At 64.6% G+C, this 21,990-nt stretch carries 17 protein-coding genes; 14 read left to right on the top strand and 3 right to left on the bottom strand.

The window, feature by feature from the left end:
* Positions 1 to 2 precede the first annotated feature (2 nt).
* From NCR37_RS21915 to pelG, 5 genes are read left to right on the top strand one after another with little or no spacing between them, the layout of a single operon-like run.
* On the top strand, positions 3 to 548 hold the full coding sequence (locus tag NCR37_RS21915) for a penicillin-binding protein activator LpoB (protein WP_250474921.1): 546 nt from the start codon (positions 3 to 5) through the stop codon (positions 546 to 548).
* A gap of 4 nt (positions 549 to 552) precedes the next feature.
* Entirely contained in the window at positions 553 to 2,010 is a 1,458-nt protein-coding gene (locus NCR37_RS21910; RefSeq protein ID WP_250474920.1) for a PelD GGDEF domain-containing protein, read from the top strand.
* A complete protein-coding gene (locus NCR37_RS21905) occupies positions 1,997 to 3,052 on the top strand; it encodes a tetratricopeptide repeat protein (RefSeq protein WP_250474919.1) in 1,056 nt (351 codons plus the stop codon). Before NCR37_RS21910 ends, NCR37_RS21905 begins: the two co-directional genes overlap by 14 nt.
* Complete coding sequence (pelF, locus tag NCR37_RS21900) at positions 3,049 to 4,629, top strand: GT4 family glycosyltransferase PelF (RefSeq protein WP_250474918.1); 1,581 nt, start codon at positions 3,049 to 3,051, stop codon at positions 4,627 to 4,629. The genes NCR37_RS21905 and pelF overlap by 4 nt, the downstream gene beginning before the upstream one ends.
* Positions 4,630 to 4,645: 16 nt before the next feature.
* On the top strand, positions 4,646 to 6,016 hold the full coding sequence (gene pelG, locus NCR37_RS21895; RefSeq protein WP_250474917.1) for an exopolysaccharide Pel transporter PelG: 1,371 nt from the start codon (positions 4,646 to 4,648) through the stop codon (positions 6,014 to 6,016).
* A 6-nt stretch (positions 6,017 to 6,022) separates the two neighbouring features.
* On the opposite strand, the gene NCR37_RS21890 is transcribed toward pelG, so the two are convergent.
* Positions 6,023 to 6,946 carry a LysR family transcriptional regulator gene (locus NCR37_RS21890; RefSeq protein ID WP_250474916.1) on the bottom strand — a complete coding sequence of 308 codons (924 nt, stop codon included), beginning with the start codon at positions 6,944 to 6,946 and terminating at the stop codon, positions 6,023 to 6,025.
* Positions 6,947 to 7,062: 116 nt separating this feature from the next.
* Here NCR37_RS21890 and NCR37_RS21885 point away from each other — a divergent pair, with 116 nt between their 5' ends.
* The 3 genes from NCR37_RS21885 to NCR37_RS21875 all read left to right on the top strand — a co-directional run bounded on the left by NCR37_RS21885 (position 7,063) and on the right by NCR37_RS21875 (position 9,766).
* Positions 7,063 to 7,806, top strand: coding sequence for an SDR family oxidoreductase (locus tag NCR37_RS21885; RefSeq protein WP_250474915.1), 744 nt, complete (start codon positions 7,063 to 7,065; stop codon positions 7,804 to 7,806).
* Between the two features lie 195 nt (positions 7,807 to 8,001).
* Positions 8,002 to 8,454, top strand: a complete 453-nt coding sequence (locus NCR37_RS21880) for a DUF2231 domain-containing protein (RefSeq protein WP_250474914.1) — start codon at positions 8,002 to 8,004, stop codon at positions 8,452 to 8,454.
* 25 nt (positions 8,455 to 8,479) lie between these two features.
* A complete protein-coding gene (locus NCR37_RS21875) occupies positions 8,480 to 9,766 on the top strand; it encodes a PQQ-dependent sugar dehydrogenase (protein ID WP_502800572.1) in 1,287 nt (428 codons plus the stop codon).
* A gap of 105 nt (positions 9,767 to 9,871) precedes the next feature.
* Here NCR37_RS21875 and NCR37_RS21870 read toward each other — a convergent pair whose 3' ends face one another.
* Positions 9,872 to 10,063, bottom strand: a complete 192-nt coding sequence (locus tag NCR37_RS21870; RefSeq protein ID WP_250474913.1) for a hypothetical protein — start codon at positions 10,061 to 10,063, stop codon at positions 9,872 to 9,874.
* A 666-nt stretch (positions 10,064 to 10,729) separates the two neighbouring features.
* Here NCR37_RS21870 and NCR37_RS21865 point away from each other — a divergent pair.
* The 4 genes from NCR37_RS21865 (at position 10,730) to otnC (ending at position 15,829) form a co-directional block, all read left to right on the top strand.
* On the top strand, positions 10,730 to 12,487 hold the full coding sequence (locus NCR37_RS21865) for a hypothetical protein (protein WP_250474912.1): 1,758 nt from the start codon (positions 10,730 to 10,732) through the stop codon (positions 12,485 to 12,487).
* 190 nt (positions 12,488 to 12,677) lie between these two features.
* Complete coding sequence (locus tag NCR37_RS21860; protein WP_250474911.1) at positions 12,678 to 13,739, top strand: sugar-transfer associated ATP-grasp domain-containing protein; 1,062 nt, start codon at positions 12,678 to 12,680, stop codon at positions 13,737 to 13,739.
* Between the two features lie 132 nt (positions 13,740 to 13,871).
* Complete coding sequence (gene otnK, locus NCR37_RS21855) at positions 13,872 to 15,173, top strand: 3-oxo-tetronate kinase (RefSeq protein ID WP_250474910.1); 1,302 nt, start codon at positions 13,872 to 13,874, stop codon at positions 15,171 to 15,173.
* On the top strand, positions 15,170 to 15,829 hold the full coding sequence (gene otnC, locus NCR37_RS21850; RefSeq protein WP_250474909.1) for a 3-oxo-tetronate 4-phosphate decarboxylase: 660 nt from the start codon (positions 15,170 to 15,172) through the stop codon (positions 15,827 to 15,829). Before otnK ends, otnC begins: the two co-directional genes overlap by 4 nt.
* A 17-nt stretch (positions 15,830 to 15,846) precedes the next feature.
* Here otnC and NCR37_RS21845 read toward each other — a convergent pair whose 3' ends face one another.
* Complete coding sequence (locus NCR37_RS21845; RefSeq protein WP_250474908.1) at positions 15,847 to 18,840, bottom strand: hybrid sensor histidine kinase/response regulator; 2,994 nt, start codon at positions 18,838 to 18,840, stop codon at positions 15,847 to 15,849.
* A gap of 259 nt (positions 18,841 to 19,099) precedes the next feature.
* Between NCR37_RS21845 and NCR37_RS21840 the strand changes: the two genes are divergently transcribed.
* Positions 19,100 to 20,170 (top strand): SDR family oxidoreductase, encoded by a 1,071-nt coding sequence (locus tag NCR37_RS21840; RefSeq protein WP_250474907.1) that lies wholly within the window; start codon positions 19,100 to 19,102, stop codon positions 20,168 to 20,170.
* Between the two features lie 80 nt (positions 20,171 to 20,250).
* Positions 20,251 to 21,972 (top strand): ubiquinone-dependent pyruvate dehydrogenase, encoded by a 1,722-nt coding sequence (gene poxB / locus NCR37_RS21835; RefSeq protein ID WP_250474906.1) that lies wholly within the window; start codon positions 20,251 to 20,253, stop codon positions 21,970 to 21,972.
* Positions 21,973 to 21,990: the final 18 nt, after the last annotated feature.

Raw genomic sequence — 21,990 nt, 5'->3', positions numbered from 1 at the left:
ATATGAAAACGACACGACAATTCGAACGATGGGCGGGCCTATTGAGCAGCTTGTGGGTCGCGCTCGCGTTGAACGCCTGCGCGGTGGTGGATCGCAGCGACAACGCAAGCGCCGCGCTCGACAAGAACGCGAGCTGGACCGTGCTGCCGATCACCAATCGCACGGAAACGCCGCAGGCGGGACTGCGCGCGTCGGCCATCGCGCAGAGTCTGCTGACGTCGGGCGGCGTCGCGCTCACGCGTTATCCGGATACCGGCGACGAGGAGACGCTCTTCGATACCGCCAAGCCCGGCATCGACACGAAAGCGCTCGCGTGGGCGCGCTCGCAGAACGTGCGCTATGCGCTGACCGGCACGGTGACGGAATGGCGCTATAAGGTCGGCGTCGATGGCGAGCCCGCCGTGGGCCTGACCTTCGATGTCGTCGATGTCGCAAGCGGCAAGGTCGTCTGGAGCGCGGCGGGCAGCCGCACCGGCTGGAGCCGCGACGCGCTCTCGGGCGTCGCGCAGAAGCTCGAAAAAGAGCTGCTCGGCGCGTTGACGAAGTAACGCCATGGGTACCGTGGACGGCAAACCGCAGGCATCGCCCAAGCCGGGCGGCGCGGCGCGCCCGCGACGGCAACGCGCGGCGCAAAGCGGGCAGTCGGTCTCGCGCGACATGCCGTGGGCGCGGGTCATCGCGCCTTCGGGCATTTCGGGCAGGCGGGCGGCGTTCATCGCGATGGAAGTCGCCGTCGCGACTGTTCTCATGGCAGGCGTCTGCTGGTTCGTCGATCCCGCCGATCCGCTGCTGTTGCGCACGGGCTTCGGCTGGGTGTGGCTCCTGCCGGTCGTCTTCGCGCTGCGCTACGGCACGCTCGCCGGCATGGCGAGCGCGCTCATGCTGCTGCTTGCGTGGTATGTCTCGGACGCGGCCGGTCCGTCGCGCGCGCACGCTGTCTTTCCCGGCAGCTTCTTCTTCGGCGGATTCGTGCTGACGCTTCTATGCGGCCAGTTCGGCGACATCTGGATCGGCCGTCAGCGGCAGGCGCGCATCGCCAACGACTATCTCGCCGAGCGTCTTTCCATTCTCACGAAGAACCAGTTCCTGCTGCGCCTGTCGCATGAACGGCTCGAACAGGACGTGCTCGCGCGCCCCGCCACGCTGCGCGATTCGCTCGCCCGCCTGCGCACGCTCGCGCTCAACGACGAGGACGAGGGCCCGCTTATCGGCGCGGCGCGCTTCCTGAAGACGGCCGCGCAGGCGTGTCAGCTGGAAACCGCGAGCCTCTTCGTGTGGAACGGCAACACGGTGCAGACGACGCCCGTCGCGAGCGTCGGCGACCCTTTCACGCTCGATCTCGCCGATCCGCTCGTCGCCGAGGCGCGCGAAACGCTCGCGCTCACGCATCCGGAATCGAGCACGGCATCGGGCGCCGCGGGCGCGGAAACCAACACGCGATACCGCGCCGTCGCGCCGCTCGTCGATGCAGGCGGCCGGCACGTTGCGTTGCTCGTCGTCGAGCGCATGCCGTTTCTCGCGATGACGCGCGACAACCTTCAGTTCCTGCTCGTGCTCGGCGGCTATTACGCGGACAGCGTGCGCCACGCCGAGATCAGCCGTTCGGTGTTGCAGGCGTTCCCGCGCTGCCCGTACGACTTCGCGCTCGACTACGCGCGCCTCGTGCGCCTGTTGCGCGATACGGGCGTGGAGTCGTCGCTCGTCGCGCTCGTCTTCGATGCGAGCGAATTCGGCGTGTCGCTGCACGAACACGTGCTGCGGCTGCGGCGCTCGCTGGATGCGCAGTGGCCCATCGTCACGCCGACACAGCGCGTCGTGCTCACGCTGATGCCGCTCTCCGGCGAAAGCGCGGTCGCGGGCTATCTGTTGCGCATCGAAGAGAACCTGCGCGCGCAGTTCGGCACGGACTTCGAATCGGCGGGCGTCGCGACGCATTCGATGCGTCTTTCCGCCGATTCGCCGATCGACGCGCTGCATCAGTTCCTGCGGCTTTGTCATGCCGACGCGTGAGCGCCCGATCCATCGCGCGACAGCGTGGCTGGCGTGGCTGGCCGCGCTGCTCGGCGTCGCCGTGCAAATCGGCATGTTCGTGCTCGCCTCCCGCGCCGGGCCGCCGACCGGCGTGCTGCTCGCCTGCTTCGCCGCGCAGGCCGTGGCGGCCACGCTTCTCGCGTTCGCGTGCTGGCGAACGCTGCCCGCGCGCTATCGTTCGAAGGGCGCGTGGTGCTATCTGTGGCTCTTCGTGTTCGCGGTGCCGGTGGGCGGCGCGCTGGTCTCCGTCGGCGCGATGGTGCTCGCGCTCGCGTTGCCGCGCCGCGTGACGGCGAAAGGCATCGCCTATATCGAAGAGCCGGAGTTCGCGACGCATCTGATTCCGCATGTGTCGTACGGACGCGGCGCGCGCCTCAAGGCCGAGTTGCAGAACGCCGAAGCGGCGACGTCGCTGCGCATGACGGCGCTGCTCGCCATGCAGTCGATGCCGGCGCACACCATCAGTCCGCTGTTGCGCGGCATGCTCGCCGATCCGCTCGACGATATTCGCCTGCTCGCCTACGGCATGCTCGACAGCCAGGAGAAGCGCCTCACGCAGCGCATCCTCGCCCAACGCCCTCGCCTGTCTGACCCGCTCACGCCGCGCGAGCGTTACGAAGTGAACAAGACGCTCGCGGAGCTTTATGGCGAATTGATCTACGCGCATCTCGTGCAGGGCGACGTGTACCGCAACGCGGCGGAACAGGCCGATGCCTACGCCGCCGCCGCGCTCGATATCGAACCGGCGGACGCGGCGCTGTGGCGCATGCGCGGACGGCTCGCGCTCGATCGCGGCGATCTCGACGCCGCCGACATGCTGCTCGAACGCGCGATTCAACACGGCTTCGCGCGCGACCGCATGCTGCCTTATCTGGCCGAAGCCGCGTATCTGCGCGGCGACTTCGCCCGCGTCAAGACGCTTCTCGGACAGATGAGCCCGTCCGCGGTTCTGCCCGTCATGAAGCCCGTACTCGATTACTGGCGCGGCTCGCTTGCCACGCTGCGCAAAGGCGTCTCATGAACGCAAACCTTGCCGATATCCCGCACACATCGTGGCCCGCGCTGACGACGACGCTGCCGAAGGCGCAGCGCGCCGACGTCGTGCTGCTGCTCGAAGGCACGTTCCCGTATGTGAGCGGCGGCGTGTCGAGCTGGGTGAATCAGATGATCCGCGCGTTTCCGGACCTGAGCTTCGCGCTATGCTTTCTCGGCAGCCGTCCGCAGGATTATCCGAAGGCTTCGTACGCGCTGCCGGAGAACGTCGTGCATCAGGAGAATCACTTTCTCTACGACTTCGCCGCGAACCCCGAAGTGGCGAAGCGTCGCGGCGATCGCGCGGCGTTCGCGCAATCGGCGGATCTGCACGAAGCGATGCGCAATCCCGCGATGCGCGCCGCGGCCGGCTCCATGCTGCGCGACATGCTCGAAGACCTCGCGCCGGACGGCCGTCTTTCCGAGAGCGAATTTCTCTACTCGCGCGAGGCGTGGAACTACGTGACGGAGCAGTATCGAGAGCGATGCACCGACCCTTCGTTCGTCGATTATTTCTGGACCGTGCGCGTGATGCACAAGCCGCTCTGGCTGCTCGCGCGCATTGCCGAGAGTCTGCCGGATGCGGGCGTCTATCACACGGTATCCACCGGCTATGCGGGCTTTCTCGGCGCGCTCGCGCACTATCGCACGGGCCGGCCGCTGCTCGTGTCGGAGCACGGCATCTATACGAAGGAACGCAAGATCGACCTGTTCCAGAGCCAGTGGATACGCGACAACCGCAGCATCTTCGAGCGCGACGTGTCGCAAGTCGGCTACTTCCGCGATCTGTGGGTGCGCTTCTTCGAAACGCTCGGGCGCGTGTGCTACGACGCCGCCGACGACATCATCGCGCTCTACGAAGGCAATCGCCAGCGGCAAGTGGCCGACGGCGCGCCCGCGCAAAGGACGGCGAGCATCCCGAACGGCGTCAACCTCCCGCGACTCGCGCCGCTGCGCGAGAAGCGCGCGCCCGGCGTGCCGAAGACGCTGTGCCTGATCGGGCGCGTGGTGCCGATCAAGGACATCAAGACCTTCATTCGCGCGATGCTGACCGTGGTGCGCAAGGAACCGCTCGCGGAGGCGTGGATTGCGGGACCGGAGGACGAAGACGTCGAATACGCGAAGGAATGCCGCAGCCTCGTCGAAAGTCTCGGGCTCGAAGGCAAGGTGAAGTTTCTCGGCTTCCAGAAGATCGAGGAACTGCTGCCGAAATGCGGCGTGCTGGTGCTCAGTTCCATTTCCGAGGCGCTGCCGCTCGTGGTGCTCGAAGGCTTCGCGGCGGGCGTGCCTTCGGTGACGACGGACGTCGGCTCTTGCCGTCAGCTGATCTACGGCCTGCCCGGCGAAGACGCCGTGCTCGGCGCAGCGGGCCGCGTCGTGCAGATCGCCGATCCGCGCGCGCTCGCCGACGCCGCGCTCGATCTGCTCGACGAGAACAACTGGCACGCGGCGCAGGCGGCAGGCATCGCGCGAGTGGAACGCTTCTACACGCAGGAGCGGATGGTCGGCGCGTATCGCGTGCTGTACGAGCGGCTCATCGGCGGCGAAGCGCGCGCACAACAATAAAGGAAAGCTCAACGTCATGGCGGGAATCGGCTTCGAACTGCGCAAGATGCTTCGGCGCGACACGCTCGTCGGGCTGATGCAGGCCTATGCCTACGCGGGCCTCATCAGCGCTGGACCGTGGATTCTGTCGATCATCGGCATGCTGCTGATCGGCATTCTGAGCCTGCCGTTCGTGCTGCCGACTGGACTCATCACGCAGTTCCAGGTGTCTGTGACGTATCTCATTTCGCTGTCATTGGTGCTGACCGGGCCGCTGCAACTCGGCTTCACGCGCTTTACCTCCGACCGCCTCTTCGAGAAACGCGCCGACATGGTGCTGCCGAACTATCACGGCGCGGCGCTCGTTTCGACCGTCGCCGCGACGCTGCTCGGTAGCATCGCGGTCGTCTTCCTGTTTCGTGAGCAGACAGCGGCGTACCGGCTGCTCATGCTCGCCGGCTTCGTCGTGATGAGCAACATCTGGCTCGCGACCATCTTCCTGTCCGGCATGAAGCAGTACATGTCGATTCTGTGGGTGTTTTTCATCGGCTACACGCTGACGGCGGGCGCGGCGATCACGCTGAACGTGTTCGGGCTGACAGGGCTGCTCGGCGGCTTCGTGTTCGGGCAGACGGTGCTGCTCGCGGGCTTGCTCACGCTCATTTATCGCGACTACACGAGCGACCGCTTCATCGCGTATGACTTCTTCTCGCGACGTTACCGCTATCCGACGCTGATGGCGACGGGCTTTCTCTACAACCTCGGCATCTGGGTCGACAAGTACATGTTCTGGTACGCGCCGGGCACGGGGCAGACGGTCATCGGGCCGCTGCGCGCGTCGATCATCTACGACATTCCCGTGTTCCTCGCCTACCTTGCGATCATTCCCGGCATGGCCGTGTTTCTGATGCGCATCGAGACGGACTTCGTCGAGTACTACGACGCGTTCTATGGCGCGGTGCGCGAAGGCGCGTCGTTGCAACACATTGAACGCATGCGCAACGCAATGGTCGAGGCGCTGCGCAACGGGCTCTATGAGATCGTCAAAGTGCAGGCGACGGCCGCTCTGCTGCTCTTCGCGATCAGCGCGACGCTACTCAGCTGGCTGCGCATTTCGACGCTCTACTCGCCGCTGCTCTATGTCGATGTGATCGCCGCGAGCCTGCAAGTGCTCTTCATGGGCGTCATCAACGTGTTCTTCTATCTGGACAAGCGGCGCGTGGTGCTGGCGCTCGTCGCATTGTTCGTCGCGTCGAATGTGGTGCTGACGGGACTGACGCTCATGGCGAACCCCGGCTGGTACGGCTTCGGTTTCGCGGGGTCGTTGCTTTTCGTGGTGCTCGCAAGTCTCTTCTGGCTGGATCGAAAGCTCGATTCGCTGGAATACGAGACCTTCATGATTCAATGAGCGTGGCTAGCGGGAGTCGGGGCGCGCGTTGATCCGCCCGGAGCGAAACGCGTCCACCACGAAATCGACGAACACGCGCGTTTTCGGCGGCAAGAGCTTCTTGCTCGGATAGTACAGACTGATCGCGCCGAGTTCGGCGAACCAGCCCGGCAAGAGACGCATGAGGCTGCCTTGCTGGAGCCAGCGCGCGGCGTGCGGCATGGGAATCAGCGCGATGCCGAGCCCCTGCATGGCGGCCGCGGCCATGGCTTCGGGGTCGTCGAAGATCAGGCGCGTGCGATGCCGGACGAGACACTGTTCTCCCACGGCGTTGCGCAGTTTCCACGCGAAGACGCGCCCTGACGACACCGAACGGCGCGCGATGCCGTCGAACGTTTCGAGTTCGGACGGATGCGCGGGCATCGGCTTGTCCGCCATGTAGGCGGGCGATGCCACCACGATCACATGCGCCGGCGCGAGTTCGCGCGCCACGACGCCTTCGTTCAGTTCGATGCCGCCGCCAATCGCGGCGTCGTAGCCCTCGCCGATGAGATCGACAGGCCGGTTGTCAAAATGCACGTCCGGGACGATGGCCGGGTAACGGTCGAGAAATTCGCCGAGGACAGGCACCAGATATTCGCGCCCGAAACCGACGCCCACGCTCACTTTCAGCGTGCCGGACGGCGCGCCGTTTTGCTCCGCCGCGTGCGAGACGGCATCGCGCAGCGCGTCGAACGGCGCGCGCACTTCCTGATAGAAGCTCTCGCCGCTGTCGGTCAGCGTCAGCCTGCGCGTGCTTCGATGAAAGAGCCGCAGCCCGAGTTGCTGCTCCAGCCGCGCGACGTTCTTGCTGACGCCGGCCGGTGTCATTCCGAGCCGGCGAGCCGCCGCCGAGAAACTGCCGGTCTGCGCCGTGACGACGAACGACTCCAGAAAGTTGAACGACTCCACGGCGCGTCCTCGCTTGATACTGCCGGTTGAAACTGCTTGGTCGCATTATGCGCTACCGGACGATGAATCCGACGGCCATACTGGCATCACTTTCACTCAACCAGCAGGAGCAGATCATGGCAAACAGTCTCAGCGGCAAGATTGCTTTCGTCACGGGCGGCGCGCGCGGCATCGGCGCGGCGGTCGTCAGCCGGCTCGCGGCCGAAGGCGCGGCGGTCGCGTTCACGTATCGCGGATCGGCGGCGCAGGCATCGGCGCTCGCCGCCAAGATCGAAGAAACCGGTGGCCGCGTGCTCGCGATCCAGTCCGACGCAGCCGACGCGGACGCGCTGACTCGCGCGATCGATCAGGCCGCGCGCCACTTCGGCAAGATCGACGTTCTGGTCAACAACGCGGGCGTGCTGTATCTCGGCCCGGTCGATGCCTTCTCGCTCGACGACTTCGACAAGACGGTGGCCGTAAATGTGCGCGCCGTGTTCGTCGCGACAAAGGCAGTGCTGCCGTACATGCCGGCTGGCGGACGGATCGTGAACATCGGCAGCACGAACGCGGATCGCATGCCGTTTCCGGGCGGAGCGGCCTACGCGATGAGCAAGGCGGCGCTGCAAGGTCTCGTCAAGGGTCTCGCGCGCGATCTCGGCCCGAAAGGCATCACGGTCAACAACGTGCAGCCCGGCCCGGTCGACACCGACATGAACCCGGAGCAAGGCGAGTTCGGCTCCGCGCTGCACGCGCTGATGGCCGTGCAACGGCACGCCAAGGCCGACGAAATCGCCGCGATGGTGGCGTACGTCGCGGGGCCGGAAGCGTCATTCGTGACGGGCGCGAGTTTGATGATCGACGGAGGCTTCAGCGCGTGACCGTGAGCTTTGCCGGCACCGTTACGTAAGGGCTACGTAGCGAATCGTCGGCATTGCGTCGGGCGGACGGAATCTTTGCGTAAGGCACGCGAAGCAGTGGCTGGACGGAACAAGAGTGGCAGCTTACGGGCACGCGCCGTGCGTCGCCGCATGGCGCTTTTAGCCCGTTCCGTTCAACCACAAAGAGGCTCGTTCATGAAACCGATTCGCCCGCGCTACCGCTCGCGCCTGGCCACGGCGCTTTTCGAGTGGCTCAATCCGATTCCGTATGGTCTCTTCGTCGGCACGCTGATCTTCGACATCATCTATGCGATCAACGCCGTCATCTTCTGGGCAAAGGGCGCGGCGTGGCTCGTCACCGTGGGCCTCCTCTTCGCGATCATTCCGCGGTTCATCAATCTCGGTCATGTCTGGTTCGGCGGGCGAGGCACGGTCACGAGCCTCGAACGCACCGACTTCTGGCTGAATCTGCTCGGCATCATCGCGGCCGTGGTCAACGCGTTCGTTCACTCGCGCGATGCCTACGCGATGGTCCCGCTCAGCGTCATCCTCTCGATCGTCACGGTCGTGCTCCTGAGCGCCGGGCAAGTGATGCTGGCCTTCGACAAGTTCAACCGCTTCAACCTGCCGGAGGCCGTCCGTGAATAACATCATGCGTACAAGCCTCGTTTCGATGGCCGTTGCGGCCTGCCTCGCCGGATGCGACGAGCACGCGTCCTACGAATCGCAGCAGCAGGCCGGCGCGAATCCGCCGCTGCCGAGCGCGCGCAACTTCCTGGCCCCGCCGATGCAGGTGCCGAAGCACGTCGGCTGGAAAAGCGGCGAGACGCCCAAGGTTGCGGACGGCCTGAAGATCGAAGGCATCGCGTCGGGCTTGGAGCATCCGCGTCAGGTGTACGCGCTGCCAAACGGCGACATCCTCGTCGCGGAATCCAGCAGTCCTGACGAAGAGCCGGTCACGACGCCGAAGCAGCTCATCGCGGGCACGGTTCAGACACGCTCGGGCAAGGAAGCGAAAGGCGGCAACCGCATTACGCTGCTGCGAAAGCCCGCGAACGGCAACGGCGAATGGGAGAAGCACGTCTTCATCGACCATCTGCATTCGCCGTTCGGCATGCAACTGGTCGGCAATACGCTCTTCGTCGCCGATACCGACGCGATTCTCGCGTTCCCGTATCAGACCGGCGCGACGCATATCGACGGCACGGGCGTCGAGCTCACCGATTTGCCGAGCACCATTAACCATCACTGGACGAAGGCGCTGCTCGCGAGCACCGATGGCAAGAAGCTGTATGTGGGCGTCGGCTCGAACAGCAATGTCGGCGAGAACGGACTCGAAGTGGAATACCGCCGCGCGGCCGTGCTCGAAGTCGACATTGCGACGGGCGGCAGCCGCGTGTTCGCCTCGGGCATCCGCAATCCGACCTCGCTGCAATGGGAGCCGAAGACGGGCAAGCTCTGGGCGGTGGCGAACGAACGCGACGAGATCGGCGCGGATCTCGTTCCTGACTATCTGACCTCCGTGAAGGAGCATGCTTTCTACGGATGGCCATATAGCTACTATGGACAGCACGTGGACGAGCGCGTGCATCAGCAAAGACCCGATCTCGTCCAGAAAGCGATCAAGCCCGACTACGCCATCGGCTCGCACGTCGCGCCGCTCGGGCTGCTTTTCTACACCGGCAACAACTTGCCCGGACAGTATCGCGGCGGCGCGTTCATCGGCGAGCACGGCAGCTGGGACCGTTCGCCGCTCGCGGGCTATGCGGTCGCGTACGTCGCGTTTCAGGACGGCCAGCCGGTCGGGGCGCCGAAGCCCGTCGTCACCGGATTCGTGTCGCCCGACGAGAAGCAGTTGCGCGGCGCCCCGGTCGGGCTGGCCGAGGACAAGGACGGCGCGCTCCTCATCGCCGACGACGCCGGGAACGCCGTCTGGCGCGTGACCAAGGCAGGCGGCTAGCGCGTCCTTCGTGCGAGAACGAGCATGGCGGGCCTTCGTTTCGAGGGCCCGCTGCGTTTTGCGGTCGTTATCGGCCGTTTTCGCCCGTTATCGCCCGCTATTGCGTCAGGTTCTGTTCGGGTACGCGATATCGCGATCAGGCGACACCGCGCCCGGATGACCTCGCTCGCGCCGAGCGGCCATGCGGTGCTGAAGCCAGTCGCGCGCGAGCACGATGCGCAAGGTGCTCATTGCGACCAGCCAGATGAAGCCCGATGCGAGCGCATCGAACAGGCGTATCAGCGTCGTCCTTTTCATTCACGATCCCCGAGAAACGTGCGGTCTTTCGCATCTTTGCCGGCGTGCTTCGTTTTTGTATGGCATGTATCGCGCGGCTGTGCGTTTGTGCTGACGAGTCTAGCCCGGTTGTGAAGTTCGCCGTTATCTCTTTGTCAAGTTGTGAGGGGTCGCGAACGATTCGGCGTCGGGCGCGGGAACCGGCGCGCATCTGCGTGTCGAACGAGCGTTAGCACACGCATATGTTGGAAAACCCGTGCTAGTGCATTCGCGCGGCTTGATGAAGCGCGCGCCTTCTTCGTCTATCGACATTTGTCACTTCGTTTCTCCCCGACCACTTCGAGCACCTGACTTCGGCTTTCCAGGAGCGGCCGCTTCTAACGCGATCGAATCCTCACATTTCCTTCGCACGCCGAACGATGACGATGAGACGAAGATGCGAATTGTCCTACTGCATTCCGAATTCACGTTAAGATAAATCCGATATTTCGCGTCGGGCTATTGCTTGCTTTTAGGCAACTGTATCGCTAGAAACATCGACACTTCGGATTGATTGCCGATGAGCAGGAAAGACGCCCGAGACAATTCGCTTGCAACCCCGCCCGATGTCAAAAGCTCGTCGTTGCCGCTATCCGCAGGAGACCTTGCAGCCCGGCTTCACAGATGCATAAGAATACGAGGGGAAGAATGAACATTAACGCTGCATCTGCCACACCCGCATCTGCCACACCCTTTTCCAAGCTGATCTACCCGCTAGGAAGCTGCGTATGCGCCATCGTTTGGTGCAGTCTCCTGCCCGGATGCAGCGGAAGCAATAACGGCAGCGATGCGAACGTTCCGGCAACGACGGCAGCGCCCGTTGCATCGTCCGCGCCCGCATCGCAGGCCACCGCCGCTGATACCGGCTACTTTCCCGTTTCGATCGAAAGCCCCAGCTATCCGATCAACTTCCTGCAAGCCTTCGGCCCGACGACGCAAGCGGCGCAAGAGCGTCTCGTCGGCCAGGTGGGCGCGATGTGGTCGTCGGGGTACAGCGCGCAACCCGGCATCTACTCGATGTCCTACGCGCCCGCGTACCGCCTCTATTTCATGCCCGGCGGATGGACGGGCGCCGGCGCCGACTATCCCGCGACGCACCTCGGCTGGCTGTACTACCACCATCCGGACTGGATCGAATACGGCTCGGACAGCAACGTGCTCTACGAATTCGGCGACACGCGCTATCCGGTCGTCGATATCGTGAATCCCGCCGTCCGGCAGCACCTGTTCCAGTCGATGGCAGAGCACGCGGGCGGCTATCAGGCGCTTTCCCTCGACAACGTCAGCACTGCGAACATCAGAAACGGAGCCGTCTTTCAAGCCGGGCACTTTAGCGGCACCGTTGCGCCGTGTCCGGCTTCGTTGCGTCCGGCATGTGGCGGAACGTTCGTCACGCAGTACACATCCGCCGACGACGCGAGCTGGAGCGCAGCGAACCTCGACTACATCAAGTATCTCAGCGCGCAAGCGAAAACAATGGGCCTTGCGACCGTGGCTAACGTGAGCTATCAAGGCGGCGTCAAGTGGACTGAGATTGCCGATGCAGTAAGCGGCGTAGTCGAAGAAAACGTTCCTCAGCATCAAGGCACGACTTCGGCGAACAGGTGGTACAACGGCTTCATCATCGACGATCTCTTCGCCGCGCATCTCTACAACGCCGAACGCGCGAGCCAGAAGTTCTACGGCGCGATCAGCTATCTCGACGGACACGACACCGGCGGCATGACGCGCGCCGAAGAGACGTGGGCGACCGCATGGCTGCTGCTCATCACGCAGGGCACGCAGAATTACCTCTCTGCCGGGCAAATCTCTTCGCGCGCGGCGCAAACGTATCCGCCGTCGATGGGCGGCTACGTCGACCTTACGCTGACCGGAACAGTGACGCGCGGCAGCGCGACCGTCACCGGCCTCGCCAGCACGCGCGGCCTCGCGGCGGGGCTCCACGTCAACGGTGCGGGCATCGCGCCGGGTTCGACCATCTCAACCGTGGACTCATCGACGAGCGTCACGCTCGACACCGCGGCGACCGCAAGCGCCACGAGCGAGAGCCTCGCGTTCAGCGGTTTCGCGCCGCTGCCGGTTGGGCGGCCGGTTGCGCCGCCGCCTTCAATCGATCCGTACGCGTCGCCGCCTGCGGGCGCATGCGGCTGGGTGAACGGCGCCAATGCGGGCGTCTGCGCCCGGCAATATTCGAACGGATGGGTCTACGTCAATCCGGTGTGTCAGTACGACGGCACGGCATGCCGGATTGCATCGACGGCAGTCACGATACCGCCTGCAACATCCGGAAGCGCCTGGTACGACCAATACTGCACCGTGGTGCCTGACGGGCGCTACGTGCTTGCGGCGGCAACGGCGCTCGTGATCGCGCGCGGTTCTGCCGGCGTTTGCCCCTGGCCGCAATGACGCGTGCGCGGCGCATCGCCACTACTGTATTCGTATGCCGAAAGCCGCCGTATTGTCTGCTCACGCCGCCCGCCAAAACTCAGCCGTTTATCGCCACGATCCCTTTCCTTAAGGGTTTCGTCAGTTACGGCCGGTAGGCTCTGTTGCTCGATAAAGTCAAACAACAAAGCTCAATCAGAGCGGAACCACCATGCCCGCACCGTACGTCGAAAGCCTCGTCAAGATCTCGTGGAAGAACCTTTCGCAGCATCGCTTTCATCGGAAGCATGCGCGGGAGGCGCGCGAGGTGCTGCGCAGCATCGAGAGCAGGCAGGGCAGGACGAATGCCGCGCAACTGCGGCTCGCGGATACGTACGCGCGCGACGTGCTCGGCGACGCGTGCTATGCGCCGTGGCTCCACGTCTACACGGCGTTGAACGGCCAGTTCAAGGAAGGCTGGATTCCGGACAACTACTACGGCTGGATCGTCGTTCCGAAGATGAAAGGCCTGTACGGGCAGATGTCGCATCTGAAGCCCGTGTCGCGGCTGCTCTTTCAGGACGACGCGTTCCCCGATCTCGGCTACTACGTGAACGGCATCTTCTACACGGCGGATCACACCGCGATCCACAAGTCTCAGGTCGCGGACTTCGTTTTCAGCACGACGGACAGGATTGCCTTCAAGCTCGATCACTCGATGCAGGGCAAAGGCGTCTTTCTGATGGACCGCAAGGGCTTCGATGCCGAGCGCATCAGCCAGCTCGGCAACGGCGTGCTGCAACGCTTCATCGTCCAGCACGCGTTGTTCGACCAGTTCGCGTCGAAGGCGGTCGCGACGGTGCGCCTGACGACGGTCGTCGACGACGCCGGCACTATCTCGCTGCGCGCCTGTTTTCTGCGCCTCGGCCGGTCCGCGGACACGTACATTCGCCCCGACAGCGAAGTGTGCGTGCCGGTGCATCTGGAGAGCGGGCGGCTTTTCAGCACGGGCTATCTGAGCGACTGGACCCGCGTCGACGCGCATCCCGATTCGAAGATCCGCTTCGACGGCGTGACCTTGCCTGCGTTTTCGAAGTGCGTGGAGAAAGTCATCGCGCTGCACGCGAAGGCGCCGTTCGCGCGCTGCGTCGGCTGGGACCTCACCGTCGATATCGACGAAAACGTGCTCGTGATGGAGTGGAACGCCGAGCATAACGACGTGAAGTTCAGCGAGGCCACGCAAGGACCGTGCTTCACCGATCTGAAGTGGGAAACGTTGCGGCCGATGGCGTAAGCGTCTTTTGCGTAATGGTCTGAGCGAACGCGTGGCTTCTCACCGCTTGCACGACTGCTTCTCTCTCTAGCCGACTGATTCACACCGCTTTCGCACCGATCGCCCGTACAATCGTCGCAACGGAGGTCGCACATGCACACATCCACCCGGCATCCCGTCCTGGGATGCATCGCCGACGACTTCACCGGCGCCACCGATCTCGCGAGCATGCTGGTGCGCGGCGGCATGCGCACGGTTCAGACGATCGGCGTGCCCGCCTCGAATACGCCGCTCGACGCGGACGCCGTGGTCGTCGCGCTGAAATCGCGCACGATCGAAGCGGCCGATGCCGTCAACCAATCGCTCGCGGCGCTCGACTGGCTGCGCGCGCAGGGTTGCCGCCAGTTCTTCTTCAAATACTGTTCGACGTTCGATTCCACCGATGCGGGCAACATCGGCCCGGTCGCCGAGGCGCTGCTCGATGCGCTCGCCGGGCAAAGCGGCGCGGACTTCACGATAGCCTGCCCTGCGTTCCCCGAGAACAAGCGCACGGTCTATCGCGGCCACCTTTTCGTCGGTGACGCGCTTCTTAGCGAATCGGGCATGGAACACCATCCGCTCACGCCGATGCGCGACCCTAACCTCGTTCGCGTCCTGCAACGGCAGAGCAAAGCGAAAGTCGGCCTGATCGCGAGCGATACGGTCGCCGCGGGCGCCGATGCCGTGCGCGGCGCGATTGCCAGCCTGCGTGCCGACGGCGTGCGTCTTGCCATTGCCGACGCGCTCACCGACGCCGACCTGCGCACGCTCGGCGCGGCCTGCGCCGATCTCGCGCTCATCACGGGCGGCTCGGGCGTCGCCATCGGCTTGCCGGACAACATCCGGCGCGCCGGGCTCATCGAGCCGAACGACAAGGCAGCGGACCTGCCCGCCGTGGAAGGCGCGGCGCTGGTGCTGGCGGGCAGCGCATCGAAGGCGACCAACGCGCAAGTCGCCGAGTGGACCGCGACGCGGCCGGCGTTTCGCGTCGATCCCCGCGCGCTCGCACGAAGCGAGCCGGTCGTCGACGAGGCGCTCGCCTTCATCGACGCGCACGCGCCGCAGCCGGTGCTGATCTACGCCACGGCTTCGCCCGACGAAGTAAAAGCGGTGCAGCAAGAAGTCGGCAGCGCGGCGGCAGGCCAGCTCGTCGAAGATGCGCTCGCCGCCATCGCCCGCCAAGCCCGCGAGCGCGGCGTGCGCAAGTTCGTGGTCGCGGGCGGCGAGACATCGGGCGCGGTGGTGCAGGCGCTCGGCGTTCAGATGTTGCAGATCGGGCCGCCCATCGATCCGGGCGTGCCCGTGACCGTCAGCGTCGGCGACACGCCGCTTGCGCTGGCGTTGAAGTCCGGCAACTTCGGCGCGCGCGATTTCTTCGACAAGGCGCTGCGTTACATAGAAGGAGAGCGCGCGTGAGCGACACCGTCATCGCATCGGCCAGCGACGCGAAGCTGCGCGAGGAAATCTGCACGGTCGGCGAAAGTCTCTACGCGCGCGGCTACACCGTGGGCACGGCGGGCAACATCAGCGCGCGCTGCGACGACGGCTGGCTCATCACGCCGACGGATGCCTGTCTCGGACGGCTCGATCCCGCGCAAATTGCAAAAGTGGATGCGCAGGGACGGCACGTTTCCGGCGCGCGGCCCTCGAAGACGCTGGAGTTGCATCGGCGCATCTACGAGGGCAGCGTGGACACGCGCGGCATCGTGCATACGCATTCGACGTCGCTGGTTGCGCTGACGCTCGCGGGCGTCTGGCGCGACGACGACGTGCTGCCGCCGATCACGCCGTACTACGTGATGAAGGTTGGCCACGTACCGCTCGTGCGATACCGCCGCCCCGGCGACCCGCAGGCGGCAGCCGAGATCGCCGCGCGCGCGGCCGACGTGCGTGCCGTGCTGCTGGAGCGGCTCGGGCCCGTGGTGTGGGAGCGCAGCGTCTCGCATGCGTCGTATGCGCTCGAGGAACTCGAAGAAACCGCCCGCCTCTGGCTGATGACTACGCCGCGGCCCGCGCCGCTCGACGATGCCGCCATCGACGAACTGCGGCAGAGCTTCGGCGCGCGCTGGTAGGCCGCAACTCAGAGAGCCTATACCGGGCCGTCCGAGGCGGCGTGTCCGTCCGACGCCGCTTCGGAAAACTGCGCGAGCACCGCGTTCAGGCTCGCGAGCGTATAAGGCTTCGCCAACACCGTGCCGATGCTGTCGGCGTCCGCTTCAATCGCCTCGCCGTAGCCCGTCGCATAGATGACGCGCAGGCCGGGCCGAACTGCCTTGAGCCTTCGCGACAGCGCGACGCCGTCCATGCCGGGCAACCCGACATCGGTGAAGAGAATGCCGAAGTCTTCCTTGGCGAACGACGCGAGCGCTTCCTCCGCGCTCGCCACGGCCGTCACGCGATGCCCCAGCGCCCGAATGAGTTCGAGCGCCATCTCTCGCAACTCGGGGTGATCCTCGACGACGAGCACGCCGAAGCGCTGCGGCAACGGCGCGACCGGAGCCACCGTCTGCTTCGCCGGATGCGAACGCGCGAGCGCGACCTGCTTCCGGTTCGACAACATGTGCCGGATCTTGCGCGCAAGCTGTTCGCGCCGATAAGGCTTCGTGAGCAGTTGCACGCCTGCGTCCAGCCGTCCGCCATGCAGGATGGCGTTCTGCGTGTAACCCGAGGTGAACAGCACCTCGATGTTCGGCAAGATCGCCTTCGCGCCTCTGGCGAGCTCGGGACTGCGCAGCTTGCCGGGCATCACGACATCGGTGAACAACAAGTCAATGGCCAAGCCGCTCTGCAAAATGCCGAGCGCGCTCTCGGCGTTGTCGGCCTTGAGCACCTGGTACCCGAGCTCGCGCAGCATCTCGACGACGGTGGTCTGCACGGCCCGATCGTCTTCCACGACGAGAATCGTCTCCGTGCCGCCGACGACCGGCGCCGCTGCGAACGACGCGGTCTGCACCACGGCTTCATGCGAGCGCGGCAGATAGACCTTGATCGTGGTGCCGTGCCCTATCTCGCTGTAAATCTTGAAGTGTCCGCCGCTTTGCTTGACGAAGCCATACGCCATCGAGAGACCGAGCCCCGTGCCGACGCCTTCCGGTTTCGTCGTGAAGAACGGATCGCATGCGCGTTCCATCACTTCGCGCGTCATGCCTGTGCCGGTATCGGAGATGGCGAGCATCACGTACTGGCCCGGTTCGAGATCGGCGTCCAATGCGACGTAGTCGTCGTCCAGCATCGAATTGCTCAGTTCGATGGTGAGCTTGCCGCCGTCGGGCATGGCGTCGCGGGCGTTGATCGCCAGATTCAGCACGACGTTTTCGAGCTGATGCGGGTCGACCTGCACGTTCCATAACCCTCCCGCGAGCACCGTCTCCATGACGACCGACTCGCCCAGCGCGCGCCGGAGCATGTCGTCCATGCCCGCGACCACGGGCGCGAGGTTCGTGACGACCGGCTGCAACGGCTGACGCCGCGCGAACGCCAGCAGTTGCGACGACAGTTTCGCGCCGCGCTCCACGGCGCTCGCCGCAGTGTCCACGCGCTTGATCGCCGTCTCGTTGCCGGCAACGGAAGCCGACAGCAGTTGCAGATTGCCGCCGATCACTTGCAGGATGTTGTTGAAGTCATGCGCGATGCCGCCGGTGAGCTTGCCGATCGCCTCCAGCTTTTGCGAACGCTGCAACGCGGCTTGAGTCTGTTCGAGTTCTCGCGTGCGCTCTTCGACCAGCGCTTCGAGGCTCGTTTGATAGCGCTCCACTTCGTCCTGCGCGAGCTTTTGCACCGTGACGTCCTGACCCTGAACGAAGATGCCGGCCACTTCGCCGTCGTTGCCCGCAATGGGCTGATACACGAAGTCGAGGAAGCGCGTTTCGAGCGGCGCCCCGTCGCGCGGCCGGATCATGACGGGCACGGCCTTGCCGACGAAAGGCTCGCCCGTGTCGAAGACGCGCGACAGCACTTCGATGAAGCCTTGTTCGACCACTTCAGGCAACGCATCCCGCACGCGCTTTCCGACGAGATCGCGATCGCCCGTCAAGCTGCGATACGCCGCGTTCGCCAGTTCGAATATGTGCTCGCGCGTGCGCAATACGCAGACGAAACCCGGCGCCTGCTCGAAAAGCCGCAGAAGGCGGGCGTTGTCGACGTGCAGTTCCTTCGCCAGCTCCAGCGCCCGGCTCGTGCTTTCCAGCGCCTCGGTGCGCTCAACGATGACCTGTTCCAGTTCCCCTTGCTTGCGCCTGAGCGCCTCTTGCGCCGCGACCTGATCGGTAACGTCGTTGCCTTGCGAGAAGATACCGACGACCACGCCCGCGTCATCGACGATAGGCTGGTACACGAAGTCGATGAAGCGCACTTCGCTATCGCCGCCCGCGAGAGGGTCCACACGCAACGGCACGGCCCGGCCGACATACGGGCGGCCTGTTTGATACACCTCGTCGAGCAGTTCGAAGAAACCTTGCCCGGCAAGCTCGGGCAGCGCCTCTCTCACAGGCTTGCCGATGATCGGCCTGAATCCCGCGAGCCGGTGATGCGCGCCGTTCTGTAGCTGATACACATGATTCGTACCCCGAAAGAAGCACACGAAGCCCGGCGCCTGCTCGAAGAGCCGCAGCAACTCGTGATATTCGCGCGTGCGGGCATCGAGCGCCAAGGCTTTCTGACGCTCGGCGATCTGTCTCGCTTCGTGCTGTGCAGTAATGTCGCGCGTGATCTTGGCGTAGCCGACGTGGTGCCCCGAATCGTCGAACAGGGAATCGAGCACGACGTGCGCCCAGAAACGCGAACCGTCCTTGCGCACGCGCCAGCCTTCCGATTCGAACTTGCCTTCGCGGACCGCAATGTCCAGCGCACGTAAGGGCAAGTCGGTCGCGCGGTCTTCCTCGGTATAAAACCGTGAGAAGTGCTGACCAATGATTTCCTCGGGTGCATAGCCTTTGATGCGCTCGGCACCGACGTTCCAGCTCGTGACCAGACCGGTCGGAGAAAGAAGATAGATCGCGTAGTCCCTGACCCCCGCGATCATGCGCTCGAAATGTCCACTGCCCGAACCGGCAGAACCGACGAGACCTTGATCCTTGACATCCATTTGGCGATACCCTGGCACTTCGGCGTTTTTCGAGTGCAGCATTTTACTGCGCCTGGGGAGCGATCGCGCATGGCTGACGGCGTTGCGCGAGACGATGGCGTTCCGGCGCCGCGCGCCGGGTAGTTCTTACATCGCCGATGCAGCAAGAGGGCGGTTTTGCCGCCCGCGTGTCGTATCCCCGGCGAAAAGCGCAGCGTTCAGCAAGGATCATCGCATTCCGTCACACTGGCACATCGATCAATCGACTTGCAAGGCTGCAATGAACAAACAAGCACTCATCATCGGCGCGACCGGCGTCATCGGACGTAATCTCGCCGAGCATCTTCAGACGCATGGGGACTGGTCTATCACCGGCGTCTCGCGCGGCCGCACGCCTGCGCCCGCCGGCGTCGAATCGATCATTGCGGATCTTACGTCGGCGTCGTCGGTCGCGCAGGCATTGAGCGGACGCGACTTCACTCACGTCTTCTTCACCGCATGGTCGCGGCAAGCAACCGAAGCCGAGAACATCCGCGTCAACGGCGCAATGGTCGCCAATGTCCTCGCGGCATTGGGACCGTCGGGCGCGCTCGAACATGCGGCGCTCGTGACGGGCCTCAAGCACTATCTCGGGCCCTTCGAGGCCTACGCCAAAGGCGAGATTCCGGCGACGCCCTTCCGCGAGGAACAAGGCCGGCAGCCCGTCGACAACTTCTACTACGAGCAGGAAGACCGCTTGTTCGATGCAGCGCGGCAGTTCGGCTTCGGATGGAGCGTGCATCGGCCGCATAGCATCATCGGTTTCGCCATCGGCAATGCAATGAACATGGGCGTCACCCTCGCCGTCTATGCGAACTTGTGCAAGGCGACCGGCGAACCGTTCGTGTTTCCCGGTTCGGCGGCGCAATGGAACGGCCTGACCGACATGACGGACGCGCGTCTTCTCGCGCGCCATCTGGAATGGGCCGCCACGTGGCCCGAAGCGCGCAACGAAGACTTCAACGTCGTGAATGGCGACGTGTTCCGCTGGAAGTGGATGTGGGAGCGCATCGCCAATTACTTCGGTATCGAGCCCGCGCCTTTCGATGGCGAAACGAGACCGCTGGAAGGCCGCATGCAGCATGCGGGCAAGACGTGGGCCGAGATCGCGGCACGGCACGCACTGGCGGAGCCGGAGGTAGACAAGCTCGTCTCCTGGTGGCACACGGATGCGGACCTCGGACGCCCGATGGAAGTACTCACGGACATGACGAAGAGCCGCAAGGCCGGCTTCCTCGATTATCAGAGCACGCCTGATGCGTTTTTCGCGCTGTTCGACCGCCTGAAGCGCGAGCGCATCATCCCCGAGTGAGTTTGTCATGTTGGCTTTCTAGCGACGCCTTCTGAGTCGATCACATCGCGCATGGTGCGCGTTTTTCTCCCGAGGAAAGCATGGCCAAGCAATCAATCGCGGACTATCTGGCAAAGACGCTCGCGGCGGCGGGCGTCGAGCGCATCTGGGGCGTGACGGGCGATAGCCTCAACGGGCTCGCGCACAGTCTGGACGAACTGGGCACCATTCGCTGGATGCATACGCGGCATGAGGAAGCGGCTGCATTCGCCGCAGGCGCGGATGCGGCGACCACCGGCCGGCTTGCCGTATGCGCCGGCAGCTGCGGACCGGGCAATCTGCATCTCATCAACGGGCTTTACGACTGTCATCGCAATCGTCAGCCCGTGCTTGCCATCGCGGCGCATATACCGTCGACAGAGATCGGGCTCGGGTACTTTCAGGAAACGCATCCGCAGACATACTTCAGCGAATGCAGTCACTTCGTCGAACTGGTATCGAACGCTTCGCAGTTTCCGCGCGTGCTGGAGCGCGCCATGCGCACCGCGCTGGAAGAGCGCGGGGTCGCCGTGATCGTGCTGCCGGGCGATGTCGCCCTGTCCGAAGGCCCCGATGCCCCCGCTCGCTGGACACCGACGGCCCCGCATACCATGGTGCCCGCCGACGCCGAGCTCGACAAGCTTGCGCACATGCTGAATGGCTGCGACGCGGTGACCATCATGTGCGGCAGCGGCGTCGCGGGCGCGCATGACGAAGTGGTCGCGCTCGCGGATACGCTGGGCGCGCCGATTGTTCATGCGTTGCGCGGCAAACCGTTCATCGAATACGACAATCCTTTCGATGTCGGCATGACGGGACTCATCGGCTTCAGCTCGGGCTATCACGCCATGATGTCGTGCGACATGCTACTGTTGCTCGGCTGCGACTTCCCATATCGGCCGTTCTATCCGCCGAATGCGCAGGTCGTGCAGGTCGACAACCGCGGTTCGCAATTGGGCCGGCGCGCGCCGCTCGCGCTGGGCCTCATCGGCACGGTGAAGGAAACGGTCACGGCGCTCATGCCGCGGCTGCAACGCAAGACAGAGCGGCGCTTCCTCGAAAACGCGCTGAAACACTATGCCGATGCGCGCAAGGAGCTCGACCATCTCGCCACGCCGTCCGCGCCTGGCCGTCCCATCCATCCGCAATATCTGACCAAACTCGTCGACGAGGCCGCAGCGGACGACGCCATCTTCACCGTCGATGTCGGCACGCCCACGCTATGGGCCGCGCGATATCTGTCGATGAACGGCAAGCGTCAGTTGCACGGATCGTTCAATCATGGGTCGATGGCGAACGCCATGCCGCAGGCGCTCGGCGCGCAGGCGGCGAATCCGGGACGCCAGGTGGTGTCGCTGTCAGGGGACGGCGGACTTTCCATGCTGCTCGGCGATCTGCTCACCGCCGTGCAGCATGAGTTGCCGATCAAGGTCATCGTCTACAACAACAGCCTGCTGGGCTTCGTCTCGATGGAGTTGAAGGCCGCGGGGTATCTCGACACCAACGTCGATCTATCCAGGACGGACTTCTCGCAGATCGCGAAAGGCGCGGGCATCTGGTCGGTGCGCGTGGAGCAGTCGGAGCAACTGGAAGGCGCGCTCAAGGATGCGTTGGCGCATCCGGGTCCGGCGGTCGTGGACGTCGTGACGGCGAAGCACGAACTCGCGATTCCGCCGACCATCAACTATGCGCAGATGAAAGGCTTCAGCCTCTACATGCTGCGCGCGGTGTTCAGCGGTCGCGGCGATGAACTGATCGAACTGGCGCGAACCAATCTGCGCTGACATGCCGAGGAATGGATC

Source organism: Caballeronia sp. GAFFF1 (assembly GCF_023630705.1).
Lineage (GTDB): Bacteria > Pseudomonadota > Gammaproteobacteria > Burkholderiales > Burkholderiaceae > Caballeronia.
This window is presented reverse-complemented; position numbering and strand designations above follow the sequence as displayed.

Coding starts and splice junctions, on each gene's coding strand:
- pelG (WP_250474917.1), top strand. CDS start 4,646: ATGGCGGGAATCGGCTTCGAACTGCGCAAGATGCTTCGGCGCGACACG.
- NCR37_RS21840 (WP_250474907.1), top strand. CDS start 19,100: ATGAACAAACAAGCACTCATCATCGGCGCGACCGGCGTCATCGGACGT.
- NCR37_RS21910 (WP_250474920.1), top strand. CDS start 553: ATGGGTACCGTGGACGGCAAACCGCAGGCATCGCCCAAGCCGGGCGGC.
- NCR37_RS21915 (WP_250474921.1), top strand. CDS start 3: ATGAAAACGACACGACAATTCGAACGATGGGCGGGCCTATTGAGCAGC.
- NCR37_RS21875 (WP_502800572.1), top strand. CDS start 8,480: ATGGCCGTTGCGGCCTGCCTCGCCGGATGCGACGAGCACGCGTCCTAC.
- otnK (WP_250474910.1), top strand. CDS start 13,872: ATGCACACATCCACCCGGCATCCCGTCCTGGGATGCATCGCCGACGAC.
- poxB (WP_250474906.1), top strand. CDS start 20,251: ATGGCCAAGCAATCAATCGCGGACTATCTGGCAAAGACGCTCGCGGCG.
- NCR37_RS21885 (WP_250474915.1), top strand. CDS start 7,063: ATGGCAAACAGTCTCAGCGGCAAGATTGCTTTCGTCACGGGCGGCGCG.
- NCR37_RS21880 (WP_250474914.1), top strand. CDS start 8,002: ATGAAACCGATTCGCCCGCGCTACCGCTCGCGCCTGGCCACGGCGCTT.
- pelF (WP_250474918.1), top strand. CDS start 3,049: ATGAACGCAAACCTTGCCGATATCCCGCACACATCGTGGCCCGCGCTG.
- NCR37_RS21865 (WP_250474912.1), top strand. CDS start 10,730: ATGAACATTAACGCTGCATCTGCCACACCCGCATCTGCCACACCCTTT.
- NCR37_RS21905 (WP_250474919.1), top strand. CDS start 1,997: ATGCCGACGCGTGAGCGCCCGATCCATCGCGCGACAGCGTGGCTGGCG.
- NCR37_RS21860 (WP_250474911.1), top strand. CDS start 12,678: ATGCCCGCACCGTACGTCGAAAGCCTCGTCAAGATCTCGTGGAAGAAC.
- NCR37_RS21845 (WP_250474908.1), bottom strand. CDS start 18,840: ATGGATGTCAAGGATCAAGGTCTCGTCGGTTCTGCCGGTTCGGGCAGT.
- NCR37_RS21870 (WP_250474913.1), bottom strand. CDS start 10,063: ATGAAAAGGACGACGCTGATACGCCTGTTCGATGCGCTCGCATCGGGC.